The 15,656-nt window shown below is 39.0% G+C and carries 11 protein-coding genes; 4 read left to right on the forward strand and 7 right to left on the reverse strand.

Annotated features, from left to right (window positions below):
* Positions 1-105: 105 nt before the first annotated feature.
* Together AC3B5B_RS00945 and dapF are read left to right on the forward strand one after the other, a co-directional pair.
* Positions 106-1,458: an aspartate kinase gene (locus AC3B5B_RS00945; protein ID WP_489769085.1), complete on the forward strand. Its 1,353-nt coding sequence runs from the start codon at positions 106-108 to the stop codon at positions 1,456-1,458.
* Positions 1,459-1,469: 11 nt separating this feature from the next.
* Positions 1,470-2,438 (forward strand): diaminopimelate epimerase, encoded by a 969-nt coding sequence (gene dapF / locus AC3B5B_RS00950; protein WP_489769086.1) that lies wholly within the window; start codon positions 1,470-1,472, stop codon positions 2,436-2,438.
* 87 nt (positions 2,439-2,525) lie between these two features.
* On the opposite strand, the gene AC3B5B_RS00955 is transcribed toward dapF, so the two are convergent.
* The 3 genes from AC3B5B_RS00955 to AC3B5B_RS00965 form a co-directional block, all read right to left on the reverse strand.
* Positions 2,526-3,965, reverse strand: a complete 1,440-nt coding sequence (locus tag AC3B5B_RS00955) for an APC family permease (RefSeq protein WP_489757401.1) — start codon at positions 3,963-3,965, stop codon at positions 2,526-2,528.
* Positions 3,966-4,171: 206 nt separating this feature from the next.
* Complete coding sequence (locus AC3B5B_RS00960) at positions 4,172-5,629, reverse strand: multicopper oxidase family protein (RefSeq protein ID WP_489769087.1); 1,458 nt, start codon at positions 5,627-5,629, stop codon at positions 4,172-4,174.
* A gap of 45 nt (positions 5,630-5,674) precedes the next feature.
* A complete protein-coding gene (locus AC3B5B_RS00965) occupies positions 5,675-6,154 on the reverse strand; it encodes a GNAT family N-acetyltransferase (RefSeq protein WP_489769088.1) in 480 nt (159 codons plus the stop codon).
* 93 nt (positions 6,155-6,247) lie between these two features.
* Between AC3B5B_RS00965 and AC3B5B_RS00970 the strand changes: the two genes are divergently transcribed.
* Positions 6,248-7,180: a glycosyltransferase family 2 protein gene (locus AC3B5B_RS00970; protein WP_489757398.1), complete on the forward strand. Its 933-nt coding sequence runs from the start codon at positions 6,248-6,250 to the stop codon at positions 7,178-7,180.
* Positions 7,181-7,267: 87 nt separating this feature from the next.
* Here the strand turns inward: AC3B5B_RS00970 and AC3B5B_RS00975 are convergent, their stop codons facing one another.
* Together AC3B5B_RS00975 and AC3B5B_RS00980 are read right to left on the reverse strand one after the other, a co-directional pair.
* Positions 7,268-8,608: a glucose-6-phosphate isomerase gene (locus AC3B5B_RS00975; RefSeq protein ID WP_489757397.1), complete on the reverse strand. Its 1,341-nt coding sequence runs from the start codon at positions 8,606-8,608 to the stop codon at positions 7,268-7,270.
* Between the two features lie 88 nt (positions 8,609-8,696).
* The gene (locus AC3B5B_RS00980; RefSeq protein WP_489757396.1) at positions 8,697-9,302 is read right to left on the reverse strand and encodes a VanZ family protein; all 606 of its coding nucleotides are present in this window, start codon (positions 9,300-9,302) and stop codon (positions 8,697-8,699) included.
* A gap of 71 nt (positions 9,303-9,373) precedes the next feature.
* Between AC3B5B_RS00980 and AC3B5B_RS00985 the strand changes: the two genes are divergently transcribed.
* Positions 9,374-11,494 carry an LTA synthase family protein gene (locus AC3B5B_RS00985; protein ID WP_489757395.1) on the forward strand — a complete coding sequence of 707 codons (2,121 nt, stop codon included), beginning with the start codon at positions 9,374-9,376 and terminating at the stop codon, positions 11,492-11,494.
* A 91-nt stretch (positions 11,495-11,585) separates the two neighbouring features.
* Here the strand turns inward: AC3B5B_RS00985 and AC3B5B_RS00990 are convergent, their stop codons facing one another.
* Complete coding sequence (locus tag AC3B5B_RS00990; RefSeq protein ID WP_489757394.1) at positions 11,586-12,872, reverse strand: NCS2 family permease; 1,287 nt, start codon at positions 12,870-12,872, stop codon at positions 11,586-11,588.
* A 150-nt stretch (positions 12,873-13,022) separates the two neighbouring features.
* Entirely contained in the window at positions 13,023-15,566 is a 2,544-nt protein-coding gene (locus AC3B5B_RS00995) for a M1 family metallopeptidase (RefSeq protein WP_489769089.1), read from the reverse strand.
* Positions 15,567-15,656: the final 90 nt, after the last annotated feature.

A 15,656-nucleotide genomic window follows, 5' to 3' on the forward strand; every position in this document is an offset into this window, starting at 1 on the left:
ATAAGTAGTTGCAGATTAAAAAATAAATGTTAGAATGCAAATTAATCCCCTAATAATTTTAATAATTGGGTAATAATTGATCAAGCAGAGAGGAATTCGTTAGTTATGAAAGTTATTAAATTTGGTGGTAGTTCGCTAGCCACTGGTTCACAATTTCAAAAAATTATTGCCATTATTCGAGCTGATCCTCAGCGCCGCATTATCGTTACTTCCGCTCCCGGTAAAAGATTTTCCCAAGATACCAAAGTAACCGATTTGCTAATCAAATACAGTCAATTAGTTATTAACCATCAGGATTTTACCCCCATTGTGACCGAAATTTGGCAACGTTACGTCGAAATTGCCCAAACTTTTGGTTTATCGAGTCTGCAAATTGCTGACTTAAAGCACCAATTAGACATTTTACCCACTACCACTTTCGCCAATAATGATTATTTAACCGCCGCGTTTAAAGCCCATGGTGAAAAGTTAACCGCCCAATTATTAGCCCTGATCTTGCAACATCAAAATCTTGATGCCCAATACATATCACCGCAAGATCTCGGTTTATTAGTTAGTGATCAACCTCATGATGCTGAAGTTTTACCGCAAACTTATCTTAACCTCAAAAAAATTAAGCTCCAACACCAATATTATATTGTGCCCGGTTTTTATGGCCTCACGGAAAAGCAACAAATTGCGACCTTTTCCCGCGGCGGTTCTGATATTACTGGGGCCATTTTAGCTAAGGGATTTCAAGCTGATCTTTATGAAAATTTCACAGATGTTGACGCTATCTATGCGGCTAATCCCCAAATCGTTGAGCATCCTCAAGCTATCAAAACTATGACTTACCGGGAATTACGTGAATTATCCTATGCTGGTTTTTCTGTTTTTCATGATGAAGCGCTCATTCCGGCCATTCAAGCCCAAATTCCGATTAATGTCAAAAATACTAATCATCCCGATTTACCAGGAACTTTAATTGTACCTGAAAAAGACTTTCACCCTCAACAATTAATGACGGGGGTGGCCACGTCCAACCATTTTGTGGCTCTCTATTTGCACCGTTATTTACTCAACAAAGAAGTGGGCTTCACACTCAAATTACTACAAATTTTTTATAAATATCATATCTCTTACGAACATATGCCTTCTGGAATTGATGATGTTACAATCATCTTTGATCAACGCCAATTTACACCTCAAATCGCCAAACAAATGTGTCAAGAAATTCAAGACACGCTTCATCCCGATCAATTAGAATGGATCGATGATTACGCCATTACAATGATTGTTGGCGAAGGTTTCCGCCAAAAAATTGGGGTCTTAAAAAAGATTATTGATCCGTTAGCACACGCCCATATTGGTTTACACATGATTAATCAGGGGGCTTCCCGTATTTCCATTATGATCGGTACCAAACAATCAGACGCTGATAAGGCCGTGCGGGCCATTTATCGTAGTTTTTTCGAATAGGAGACTTTAATATGGTGCAATTACTCAAAGTTCATGGTTCACTCAATCAATTCTTATTGCTGGACCAAACCCTTTTACAACAACCATTAACTACTCAAGAATTACAATTATTAGTCCAAACTTTAACCCAGATTCCCGCTTTGCAGCCGGTTGACGGTTTGCTTGTCGTGGACCAAGCAACTGAGCCAACAGCCTTAGGTCAAATGCAAATTTTTAATGCGGACGGTTCAACAGCTTTAATGTGCGGCAATGGTTTACGAACAGTGGCCCGCTATTTAGCAGATAAATTTCAGCAAGATGATTTCACTGTGGAAACTTCACAAAAAAGTTTACACGTTAAACGTTATCCCAATTTGGCACCTAACGTACCGGCCTTTGGTGTGGAAATCTCCCCCGTAAGTTTTAAACCACAGACTGTCGGTTTAACTACTCCAACAGAGCCGGTCATCAATCAGGTTATTCCCACGATTGATCCTGACTTAAAATTTACCGCTTTAGCTGTTCCCAATCCGCACTTGATTACTTTTGTACCAGAAATTGATACAACTCGTTTGCAACAGCTCGGTCAACAATTAAATGACCACAATCCTGAATTACCTGACGGAGTTAATCTAAGCTTTGTTAAAATTTTGGGACCGCAAACAATTTTTGTGCAAACTTTTGAACGCGGTGTCGGTTTAACCAACGCGTGTGGGACCGCAATGTCTGCGGCCAGCTTAGCTTTAGTCTTAAATTATCCGCAAAAAGCCCAGTTAGAACAACTACTTCAAGTTTACAATCCGGGCGGTATGGTTCAAACCAAAGTTCATCACCAAGCCGATCAATACTGGATGGAATTAATTGGTAATGCGACCATCATGGGCCAAACGCAGTTGTCAGAAGCTTGGTTACATCAGCCCCAAGCTACGGACAAGATTAGTTTGCAAAATGACAGTGAAGCCATTGCATACCGTAATTGGACTCAACAGCTAAAACTTTAAAATAACAATAAAATGAGGCTAGAACAATAAGATTACGCTCTTATTATTCCAGCCTTATTTTTGTTTTAATTTAAAATAATTGAGTTTTTAAGATTTGGCTTTTTGGTTCAAATACGAATGCCGAATACCATAACAGAAATAAACAATTAAGCCAATGATAAACCAACCTAAGGCATACCACTTAGCTTCTTTACTCAAGCCCCAAAAGACTAAGAGTGAACCTAAAAAGCCTAGTAATGGCATAACTGGGTAAAAGGGCATCTTAAATCCAGGTTCCGGCAAATCTTTGCCTTCGCGCTTCCGTAAGCCGTAAATTCCTAATGTAACAAACATAAATGCAATTAAAGTTCCGGCCGAAACTAATTGTGACAAAATACCAAATGGGAAAATAGCGCCCACGATTACATCAACAATCGTCAAGACTAAAACAGCATGATTAGGCCGATTTTTTTGATCCAAATGACCAATCCACTTAGGTAACAAACCATCACGGCCAAAAGAATACAATAACCGTGAACCGGCCATCATCATTCCAATTAAAGCGGTAAACATACCAATAACCGCCACGGCTTGCACAATAGCTGCCACTAAACTATGACCGCTATGCCGTAACGCCCAACCAACCGGTTCAGCATTATTAGCATATGCAGTATACTTAAACATCCCCACCAAAACTAACGAAACACAAACAAACAAAAACACCGCAATTAATAACGAGCCTAAAATGCCCCGCGGCATAGTTTTTTGTGGATCCTTAGCTTCGGCTGAATTAGCCGCAATTGAATCAAAACCAATATAAGCTAAGAAGATCATCGAAACACCCGCATAAATACCACGCCAACCGCCAAAGGCACTACCATCAGGGTTTAAGTGATACTTAGGAATAAATGGTACATAATTGTGCGGATGAATTGCAGTTAAACCAACGACAATAAATAACAAGATTGCTAAAACCTTGCACACGACTAACACATTTTCTACTCTAGAAGCTTGAGATGCACCTAACGATAACAAAAGAGCAACCGCAATAATTACCACAGCAGCAATTAAGTCAATGCCGCCACCGGCGGTTCCAATCGGATTCGCCAAAAATTTGGGCAATTGCAAACCTAAAGGTTCAATCAATCCCCGAAAATTGGCCGAAAGACCAGAACCAACAAAGGCCACCGCAATGAAATACTCTGCTAATAATGCCCAACCGGCAACCCAACCAAAAAATTCACCAAAAATCACATTAATCCACGAATAAGCGGAACCCGCAAAGGGCATGGCTGAAGCCATTTCTGAATAAGCAAAGGCCACTAATCCAGCAACAATCGCCGCTGCTAGGAACGATAACACTACCGCCGGTCCAGCATGTAAAGCTGCCACATCACCAGGTAAAGTAAAAATGGCCGTCGATACAATGGTTCCCACTCCTAGAGCCAAAAAGTCCTTTGTTGTTAAAGATTTAACTAAGTGTGAATCCTTTGATTCATAAACACTCGGATCTTCTTTTCGAAAAATCCGCTCCTTAATACTCGCCATAAAAATGCCTCCCATAACTTTGTTGCTTTAATGAAACTTCATTAGAGTATGGTTAACATTTTCTAACAAAAATATAAATTTGTCAATCTTTCATTTCCACTTTTAGCTATTTATTCAAAAATAGTATTTTACAGATAATTTAATGTGCCTGAAGCATAGAGAAAGGCCTAATTATTAGGCCTTTCTGAGATTAATTCTTAACTTCTTTACATTTCGTGCATTGCGTGTAAATGGTAAGTTCGTGGTTGCTTAGGATCGTAAACTTCAATTTGCGCCATCATGCCGGTATCTTCATGCTCCAAAATATGACAGTGGTACATAAAAATACCTAAAACATCAAAGCGAACTCGAATGCGCACCGTTTCGCCAGCATTAACACCCACTGTATCCTTAAAACCGGTTTCGTTAGGATACGGGGCTTGACCATTACGACTAATTACTTGAAAATGACAACCATGCATGTGAAATGGGTGAATCATCCCCCCACAAGTATCATTAGTATTCGTAATTTCCCAATCAACGGTTTGTCCTAATAATTGTTTGCGATCAATTCGCGTCATATCAAAGCGCCGACCATCAAGCAAGACCTCATCATCCATTCCCGACATTACAACCTTTTGAACCGGAGCTTGTTCATCAGCTTGCCACTGCGGAACATCGAATAACTGATCGGGAATAGTTTGTTTAGCTTTAGTCATGGCACCAATTTCAAAAGTACATAAAACCGTATCATCAGACAGCAACTGTACTTGATCGCCAACTTGACAATCACTAAAATCAACCACAATTTCAGCTCGTTCAGGAACAGTTAACATTAAACGATCTAAATCAATAGTTTGTTTTAAGAAACCACAGTCTCCCGCAATTTGCGTAAAACGGCGCCCATCATTAAAGTGCAACCGAAACTCACGTCGATTAGCAGCATTTAATAAGCGTAACCGCACTTGCGGAGTCGTCACCTTAAACACACCATTGATCGTACCGTTCACTAACGGATACTCACCTAAAGTCCCATCCACATCATAATCGGCTTGATAATCCAATTGATTATCATGATAGGAGCGATCTTGCAGAATTAGTGGTAAATCATCGACACCGTATTCTTGAGGCAGTGGTAAGGTTTTAGCATGTTCATCAGTAACAATTACCATGGCTGCTAAACCATTCCAGACTTGGCGGGCTGTATTGGGACACGGATGTGGATGCATCCAATCTGTTTGCGCCCCTTCTTGATGCAATGTAAATTCAATATCACGTGCTTGACCAGGCAAAATAGGAGCATGGGGACCACCATCAGTAATGGGACCCGGAATGTTTAACCCATGCCAATGTAACGTCGTGGTTTCGGGTAAGTGATTTTCAATATGCACATGATAATGCCAACCATCATGCAAGACAACCGTTTGTCCCAAAATCTCAGCATTATAGCCCCAGGTCTTGGTTAATTCACCTGGTAAAATCGCAGCTTGTGACTCCTGAGCCACTATGGTATACCATACCTCATGATCTTGAACTTTATCTGGCTTTAAAATTGGCGGAATCCTAAGCGCCTTACTAGGCACCTGCGGCAACGTCAGTTTTTTATAACCACCATCATGTAGGTCATAGACATTTTCATCATAAAAATATTCTTGATAAAATGGTCGTTGACTCAAATTAATCACTCCTTTTCACAATTTGATCATAACACACTCTGCATTTAGGAGAAATCAAACTGAACGCTTCATCGTGACATCGGTTACCTGAAAGCCCAACTTTTGATAGAGATGCTGTGCCTTATGATTAATTCCAAATACGTGCAAGCCGAGCTCTTGATAACCCAAATCATGTGCCTGATGAATCACCAAGTTTAAAGCTTCTTGCCCCAAACCTTGGTCTTGAAAAGTATCCAAGATGGCAAAATCATATAAAAACAAATACGGTTGTGCTGAGTAATCACTATCCATGACTTCCGCTAGCCAAACGTAACCCACTGTTTGCTCAATATTTTGCACCACATACAAAAAATTGTGGTAAGTATGTTGTTGATCCGGTAGCAATAATTTAAACTCTTCCTCCGCCCGAAATAATGCTTCCTGCTTCGTCCAAGCGTGATTTAACATCTTTTGCTGTGCATATTCTTTTGTTTGCGAACTAAAAAAGCTTTGAAATTGTTGATCATCCATTGTCTTTAATACTAAATCTGTCATATTCATTGACCTTCCTTGCCAAATTCTAAATAAATAGTAGCTTTTATATTTTTTTAAAGTTAAAATATTACTGATATTCAAGGGGGTTCTTTGATGGCGACAAAAATTAGCATTATTGTACCATGCTTTAACGAAGAAGAAACGGTGGAGCTATTTTATCAAGCTATCGTCCATACTTTTCAAAAATTACCAGCATATGAGCCGGATATTTTATTTATTAACGATGGCTCAACCGATCACACCTTACAAAAATTACGCCAATTACACGAAGAGCCAACCATTGAAAGCCACTATTTATCTTTTTCCCGGCAATTTGGGAAAGAAGCCGGCATTTATGCAGGGCTGAAAAACGTTGACGGCGAATTAGTGACAATTATGGATGCTGATCTACAAGATCCCCCCAGCATGTTGATTCAGATGGTCCACCTCTTAGAAACCACGGATTACGATTGTATTGGTACTATGCGCCAAGATCGTAGTGGTGAACCACCGATTCGTTCCTTCTTTTCCAACCTTTTTTACCGCATCATCAATAAAATTTCCGACACGCAAATCATTCCGGGTGCCCGCGATTTTCGCCTAATGCGCCGCGATATGGTCAATGCTATATTAGAGATGACTGAATACAATCGCTTTTCGAAAGGAATTTTTTCTTGGGTTGGCTTTAAAACTAAATATTTACCATATAAAAATGTCGAACGAGTTGCTGGCAAAACTAGTTGGAATTTTTGGAGTTTATTTAAATATTCTGTCGAAGGCATTACTGATTTTTCCACAGTGCCCTTAATTGTAGCGGTTTGGCTCGGCTTAATTGTCATGTTCTTAGCTTTTGTAGCTCTATTATTTATCGTCGTGCGTTCTTCGATTTTTGGCAACCCGACCAAAGGTTGGTCTTCTTTAATTTCCATCATCCTCTTTTTAGGCGGTATGCAATTATTTTTCCTAGGGATTATTGGTAATTATATTGGCAAAATCTTCTTGGAAGTTAAACGCCGTCCGCTATATATTGTGAAAGAAAAAAAGTAGATTGCAAATAAAACCACTTTTTTTATGCAATAAAAAAAGCCTAGAAAATTCTAGACTTTTTTTGTTGACGCAAAAACATTAAAAATTTTATAACCGTTGATTCAATTCTTGGCCTAATTCTTCAAAACCAGGTTTACCTAACAAAGCAAACATGTTCTTCTTATAAGCTTCAACACCTGGTTGATTAAACGGATTGATACCGTTCAAATAACCTGAAATAGCGATCGCAATTTCAAAGAAGTAAATTAAATAACCTAAAGTATAAGCATCTTGTTCTGGAATATGCACACTCATTACAGGCACACCACCATCAGTATGCGCTAAGACGACCCCTTCATAGGCCTTCTTGTTAACGTAATCCATGGTCTTACCTTCCAAGTATTGTAAACCATCTAAATTATCGCTTTCTTGTGGAATAGCAACGTCTTGACGTGGCTTGTCAATCATAATCACTGTTTCCATCAAGTTACGCTTACCTTCTTGGATATATTGGCCTAAAGAATGTAAATCCGTGGAGAAATTAGCAGAAGCAGGGAAAATACCTTTTTGGTCTTTACCTTCAGACTCACCAGCTAATTGCTTCCACCATTCACCAAAGTACTGTAAGTTGGGTTCATAATTTTCCAATAATTCAACCGTATAGCCTTTACGATATAAAATATTGCGCAAAGCAGCATATTTATAAGCTTCATTTTGTTGCACATCAGGATTTTGATAGTCATTACGTGCACTAGCTGCACCTTGCATCAATTGATCTAAATCAATGCCAGCCACTGCAATTGGTAACAAGCCGACCGCTGTTAAGACTGAGAAACGACCACCGATATCATCCGGAACAACAAATTCTTCATAGCCTTGAGCATCAGATTCTGTCTTTAAAGCACCCTTTTGCCGATCAGTCGTTGCATAAATCCGCTTCTTAGCTTCGGCTTCACCATATTTAGCAATTAATTTTGCTTTCAAAACTCGAAAAGCAATTGAAGGTTCGGTCGTAGTACCCGATTTGGAAATAACATTAATACTAAAGTCCCGATCGCCAATAACCGCTAACAAGTCACTTAAATAATTAGGGCTAATAGAATTACCACAGAAGTAAATTTCTGGTACTGCTTTTTCATTTTTGATATTGTAAAAGCTGCTACTCAAAAAATCAATCGCTGCCCGCGCTCCTAAATAAGAACCGCCAATCCCAATAGCTACGAAAACTTCGGAATCTTTTTGAATCTTTGCTGCGGCGGCTTTAATCCGGGCAAATTCTTCTTTATCATAATCAACTGGCAAATCTAAAAAACCCCGAAAGTCATTGCCAGCACCAGTTCCTTGCCGCAATTCTTGATCTGCAGCAGTCACTAACGGTTGCATTTCAGATAGTTCATTTTCATGAACAAATTTGCCCAATTTTGAGTCATCAAATTTGATATGTGTCAATGTACATTCCTCCAAATTTTGCTTAATTTTCTTAATAAGTACTACGAACAAATTATAGCATATTCAATTGCGAACAAGCCTTGCGATTTCAGAAAATTTTCTGACCCAACCAGTAAATCATATAACCACAAATCACCCCCAAAGTGTTAAAAATAACATCATCAACATCACTCACACCCGTCAACAAAACAAATTGTAAACTTTCAATTCCAATCGATAATAAGCTGCCTTCAATAATTGTTTTCAAAGCTGCAGATTGCCCCCGACTAATTAAAGGACGCAATAATCCAAACGGAACAAACCACAAAATATTGCCTAATGAATTATATAAAAAATCAATCATTGATTTACCAGCAGTTAATTTCCACGTTTCCACTAAGGGCACCCAATTGATGGCCGTTAAGGAACGGTGCCAATAAAAATGAAAATCCCACGGAAAATAACCCTGCCGAAAAACCGTCAAAAAGAGCAGTAACAAAAAATAAATCACAAACAGATTAACTAATAATTCGTGCCCCAAACTGGTCGCCTGCCGAAAAATAGCTAACCACAGTATTCGACAAAGTAAGAATACTAAAAAATAAAAAATAGTTTTATCAAGGCTTAAAAAAATCAGCCGAATTAACGGAAAATGATTAATACGTCCTGCCAAATGCTGATAAACTTGTTGATATATTGAATTTAAGAAAATCATGTCTAACCTCACTGTTACCATAATTAAATGGTAAAATTATGAATGATACTATTATGGAGAGAAATTAATTCATGAAAATGCACAACCAAATGAACACTCGGCGCAGTGGCTGGTTATTAATCTTAACCGGAGGTCTCTGGTTAAAAACCGTCATTGCTTATTACTTAGATTTTAATATGGGCGCCGCTGATCCTTTTCAGCATTTTTTACTCATTATGAATCCCATTGCTACAAGTTTACTCTTATTGAGCTTGCCACTTTATTTCAAAAAAGCGAAACCATATTATTGGACCACTCTAGCCATTTATGTTTTAGAAACAATATTACTATATAGCAATATTTTATATTACCGCGAATTTAGTGATTTTATTAGTATTAACACCATTTTAAGTGTGGGCAAAGTTGCTAAAGGCCTTGGCAGCAGTGCCATTGCCATGATTAAAGTACACGATTGGATTTATTTTATTGATTTTCCAATTTTTGCTTTGTTATGGATTACTAAAAAAGTTACTGCCGACCCCAAGCCCACTAGTAAGTTACAAGCTTTTTTAATTACCAGTCTGAGTTTAACCATGTTAGCCGCTAACGTTTTTTTAGCCGAATTAAGTCGACCACAATTATTAATGCGGACCTTTGATCGCACCTATATTGTTAAATATTTGGGACTGAATTCTTTTTTAGCATATGATAGTTTTAAAACCGCCCAAAGTAACAATCTCCGCTCCGGAGCGCAAGGAGCTAATATGGATCCGGTCTTATCTTACGTCAAACAACATTACGCCACACCTAATCCAAAGTATCAAGGCATTGCTAAAGGCAAAAATGTTATCATCATTCATCTCGAAAGTTTTCAACAATTCCTGATCGATAGTAAAGTGAAGGGTCAAGAAGTAACTCCCTTTTTAAATAGTCTTTATCATTCCGATAATACCCTAGCTTTTTCCAATTTCTTCCACGAAGTTGGTCAAGGCAAGACAAGTGACGCAGAAACTATGTTAGAAACGGGGCTTTTTGGCTTACCTGAAGGATCTTTTTTTACTAGTTTAGGATCTAACAATACCTTCCAAGCCGCACCGGCCATTTTAAATCAACAACAAGGTTATACCTCGGCGGCGTTTCATGGTAATATTGGTTCTTTTTGGAGTCGCGACACTGTTTACAAAAATATGGGCTACAATTATTTCTTTGATCAAAAGTATTTTCAACAAACTGCCGATAGTAACACTTATTGGGGCAGCAAAGATAAACTGTTATTTGCGGAAAGTACCAAATATTTAGAACAGCTGCAACAGCCATTTTACGCTAAATTTTTGACAGTCACTAATCACAACCCCTTTGAATTAGCCAATGATGACCTCGGTGGTTTTCAAAAACCGGATACTAATAATACAATGGTCAATAATTATTTTGGCACTGCACATTATCTTGATGAAGCTGTTCACGAATTCTTCGACTATTTAAAGGCTAGTGGTTTGTATGACAATTCGATTATCATTCTTTATGGTGATCACTTCGGACTAAGTGAAGGTGATGAAAAAGACGTTGCGCCGGTCATTGGGCATGATCCGAAAACTTGGAGTCAATTCGATCATATTCAACTGCAACGTGTTCCGTTTATGATTCATATGCCCGGATTGAAGGGAGGAATTCAAAAACAATATGGTGGAGAAATCGATGTTTTGCCCACTTTATTAAATCTCTTGGGCGTCAATACTAAGCCCTATATCTTCATGGGCAATGACCTCTTATCTAAGCAACATGACCAAAATGTCATTTTCCGTAACCATACGTTTGTGACACCTAAGTATACCGTGATTAATAATAGTAATAACAAAATGATCATTTATCAAAACAGTAATGGTCAATTAATCACTGATCCAACACCAGAATTGAAAAGTAAACTACGCCAAATTGCCCAAAAGAAGGATACTGAACTGAGTTTATCAGATTCCGTCAATAAAACTAATCTCTTGCGTTTTTATACTCCCAAGGGCTTTACCCCTGTCAATCCTAAGGACTATAACTATCAAAACGAATTTCAACACTTAATGAAAACACGCGATGCTTTGGGGGATAAATCAACGAGTCTTTATTCCAAAAATAATAATAAAACGACTACTGATTTATATAAGAGCAATGCCCCTGAACTAGATGGTAATGATAATTTTCTCTATGAAGTTCCCCAAAAATAAGCTAAACAAACTAACTAAAAAAGCATTAGTTCAACATTCTAGTAACGAATTCACAGTTGAACCAATGCTTTTTGTTTTATTCTCAACTTAACTATAAAATAGCATTCACAATTAAATCTAATAAAAATAAACCACTTAAAACTAGCAATGTGGCATTTAATTGCTGACCTTGCTTAGTGGCCCATTTAACCACAGGATAACTCACAAAACCAAAAGCTAACCCCGTGGCAATACTACCAGTTAGCGGAATCAACGTAATAATCAAAAACGCCGGAAACCATTCACTAAAATCTTGTAAATTTAAAGTTTGCAATTGTTGCATCATCATAGCCCCTGTCAAGATCAAAGCCGGTGCAATCGCGGCTTGAGGGATATATTTTAAACCACCGACTACAAACAACGAAGCACTAAATAAAATAGCTGCTACTAAAGATACAATCCCACTGCGACCCCCACTTTCAATTCCCGCAGCACTTTCCGCCGCGGCAACAGTCGGACTACTGCCTAGAATTCCAGATAATACAGCTGTAATGGAACTACTTTGAAAGGCTCGCGGAAATTTTTTCTGGTCAGGTAAAATGCCAGTCAATAGCCCCATGGATTCAAATACTAAAATCATGGTCAAAGAAAAGACCGCCAACCAAAATTTCAAATTTCCAATTTGACTAAAATTAGCTTGATTAATTAACTGTGACATTTGGGTTAATTGACTTAATTTGACTGGGGGAGCAGCTGCTTGTAAATGAAAAATAACCGCTAAGATACTGCTCGTAATAATACCGATAATAAAATAACCTGGAACTTTTTTTAAATATAAAACTAACGTTAATACTAAGCCAAATAAGGCCAGTAACGTCATTGGCGCAGCTAAGTTGCCTCCTGCTACTAAGGAACCATTATGACCTGCTACAATGAGTCCCGCCTTTTTTAACCCCAGCTCGACCAAGAACAAGCCGATCCCAACGCTAATCCCTGTTTTTAAACTAGCTGGAATTGTTTTAGCTAACAAGTGTACTAGTGGTGTAAAAGCAATCACTAAATACGCCAAACTGCTTAAGATAGAAACTGCTAAGGCCTCTCGCCAACTAAATTTGAGGTTAACTACTAAGGTATACGTAAAAAAGGCATTGACGCCCATTCCTGGGGTCAAGATCACCGGTGCATCTGCCCAAAAAGCCATAATTAAACAGCCGATTGCCGAGATAATAATCGTCGCAAACACACTCAGATTAACTGGCATGCCGGCATCCTTTAAAATTAGCGGGTTAACAATAATAATATAAGAAATGGCGAAAAAACTGGTAACCCCCGCTAACAGTTCAGTCTTTAATTGCTGTGGTTGCTTGAATATTTTAAACAAAATGATCTTACTCCTCATTAATTTCTTTCGGAATGCCATCAAAACAGCAAAGAAGCCAAGAAAAAAATCGCTGAGTATGATTATAACTTTCTTAAGTGTTAGTAACACCAAAATTGAATCGCAATAATCAGCTTTGAGCGACTTTGATCTCAGCCTCTAACTTCAGCTTTAGAATGATGCTAAAATTAATTCCTTGATTGCTGTTTGCACTCCTTGTTGTTGCTCTTGAACTAAAGCGACGCGACCAGCAATGGCTTTTTCATCCATAGTAATTTCTCGACCTAAACCGGGCACAGCCACTTTGGGCTCAAAAAATTGTTGAAATTCTGCTAAACGCTCTGGTGTATGAAAGGCATTCGCGGTCACCGTAATAAACGCAGTAAATTCCATGTCGCCACCTAAGCTTTGTTCCAGCCAACTCCAATCGCTGCGTAACCAATCCCAAGCTAGTTGTTGCCCCTGAGGATTAAGTAACACGCCCCGATACCAAGCCCGTAAGTCTTGCGGTTTAATTGTTTGACTATCTTCAAATAAAGCGATCATCTGGTGTAATAATGATGGATCTGCTATTTTGGGCATCGCAGCAGCGATATCACTCTTTAAATCAGCCACACTAGTTTGCCGATATAAAGTCATTAATTGCTCAAACAACGCCGCATTGCCATAGTTTTGCACTTCATTAACTAACAAACTTGCTCGCGTGGCAGCTGGAAAACTAGCCAAATTAGCTTGATACTGACCGAATAATTGATGCCCTTGTTGAATGAGAGCTGGATTTTCACCATAAAGACCCGCTTGTATCAAAATTGGGCGACTTAACTGATCATCTAGACTTTCTTGTTCTTGAGGTAGCCACCCTAAACGATTGATTTCCGCCGCACTAAATTGGCGATAAACTTGTTTTAATGCAGTTTCGGCAGCTGTTTGTGGTTGGACAAATTTTTGCAATTGACGCAAAATTTGGTAAAATTCGGCATTCACAATATTAGAAGTACTATGACTAAACTGCGGTAAAATCTGAATAACTGCAGCATAAGGCTTTTGTTGCCCTTCGGCCAATAACGCCGCATCTTGTAAAATTTGTAATTGAGTCACCGCATCTAATTCGCTAACGTTTTGAACCAAATCGGCTAAGAGTTGATCATCATAAGCTACAATAAAGTGTGATTCATTTTCCACGTTCAACTGTAATGGCTGCTGAGCTGCTTGCCGTAACTCGGTATAATGCGGAATTTCTATGGTGGCTGTCGTCATCAACTGAGGTACGGCTGTAAAATTACTCTTTAACGGAATTTGCCACTGCCGCTGTTGGTCTTGACTTTCGCCAATAAAAAATTGTTGTTGATGTAAGACTAATGTATCAGCCTGCAGTTTAACTGTCACGACTGGATACCCCGGCTGCTCCAACCAAGTATCCATAATCTTTTTTAAATCCATGTGGGCAGCATTACCCAAAGCTTGCCACAAATCATCGCCAGTCGCATTAGCATACTGGTGCTGGTCAAAATAGGCTTTGAGACCTTGCCGTAACGCTTGATCACCAATCAAAGCGCGCACCATCACTAACATGCGTGCCCCCTTGGCATAAACAATCGCACTATCAAAGATCGCGTCAATTTCGGCGGGCTGTTCAACTTGCACGTGAACTGACTGGACCCCAGCAGTGGCATCTCGCTTTAGTGCTGCCGGCACTTCGGCTGTTTGAAACAATTCCCAGATATGCCAATCCGGTTGCAAGGCATCAATCGCCACGTATTCCATCATATTAGCAAAACTTTCATTTAACCAGAGATCATCCCACCACTGCATGGTTACCAAATCGCCAAACCATTGGTGAGCCAATTCGTGGGCGATCACTGTCGCTACATATTGCTGATTTTCTAAAGCGGCGTTTTGCGGATCAACTAGTAAACAGGTTTCCCGATAAGTGATTAAGCCCCAGTTTTCCATGGCACCTGCTGAAAAGTCTGGCAAGGCCAAATGCCAAGAATGTGGCAAGGGATATGGTGTTTGATAATAATCCTCATAAAATTCAATTGAACGTTTGGCGATGTCTAAAGCAAAAGTTAATTCCTGAGCTGAATGGGCTTTGGTAGCAAAGACGCCTACCTCTACCCCACTTTTCGTCGTGGTCGTCACTTTTTGCAACTCACCAAAAGCAAAGGCTACTAAATAAGTCGACATTTTAACTGTCGTTTCAAAATAGTGCACCCCTTGCTGCACTTGTTTTTCAGGCATATTGCTAATAATTGTTTCACCGGGGTGTTCATCAAATTTAATAGCTAAATTAAAAGTTGCCTTGGCCGCTGGTTCATCGACACAAGGAAAAGCTTGCCGCGCAGCTGTCGTTTCAAACTGAGTTCCAATTAATTGCTTGGTTTGGCCGGCCACTTGATAATAAGAGGGGTAAATGCCCATCATTGAATCAGTTAAAGGTGCCTCATAAGCAATTGTTACCGTCGTAGCTCCTGCTTGCGGCAATTCAATCGTCACAGTTTCTTTTTGTTCATCAACACTAAAAGTTAAGTTTTGATCGGCTGCGGTCACGTTTTGAATAGTTAAATATTTTTGATGCAATTTAATAGTTGAAGTCACAGCCCAACCGCGCACTGTCGTTTGCCCATGAATCATTTTAGTTTCTCGATTAATGTCTAAATACAAATCATAATGCTCGGGTTGAAATTGTGCGTATAATCTAGTCTTATCTGTCATTATTAATCCACCTAACATGAGAATAATTTCATTATAATTTATCTATTCTGCAGAAACTAGTAAAAATTTTTTCAGGTATTCATCCAAGTT

Source organism: Bombilactobacillus sp. ESL1187, from assembly GCF_058107155.1.

Coding starts and splice junctions, on each gene's coding strand:
- AC3B5B_RS00945 (WP_489769085.1), top strand. CDS start 106: ATGAAAGTTATTAAATTTGGTGGTAGTTCGCTAGCCACTGGTTCACAA.
- dapF (WP_489769086.1), top strand. CDS start 1,470: ATGGTGCAATTACTCAAAGTTCATGGTTCACTCAATCAATTCTTATTG.
- AC3B5B_RS00955 (WP_489757401.1), bottom strand. CDS start 3,965: ATGGCGAGTATTAAGGAGCGGATTTTTCGAAAAGAAGATCCGAGTGTT.
- AC3B5B_RS00965 (WP_489769088.1), bottom strand. CDS start 6,154: ATGACAGATTTAGTATTAAAGACAATGGATGATCAACAATTTCAAAGC.
- AC3B5B_RS00970 (WP_489757398.1), top strand. CDS start 6,248: ATGGCGACAAAAATTAGCATTATTGTACCATGCTTTAACGAAGAAGAA.
- AC3B5B_RS00980 (WP_489757396.1), bottom strand. CDS start 9,302: ATGATTTTCTTAAATTCAATATATCAACAAGTTTATCAGCATTTGGCA.
- AC3B5B_RS00985 (WP_489757395.1), top strand. CDS start 9,374: ATGAAAATGCACAACCAAATGAACACTCGGCGCAGTGGCTGGTTATTA.
- AC3B5B_RS00990 (WP_489757394.1), bottom strand. CDS start 12,872: ATGAGGAGTAAGATCATTTTGTTTAAAATATTCAAGCAACCACAGCAA.
- AC3B5B_RS00995 (WP_489769089.1), bottom strand. CDS start 15,566: ATGACAGATAAGACTAGATTATACGCACAATTTCAACCCGAGCATTAT.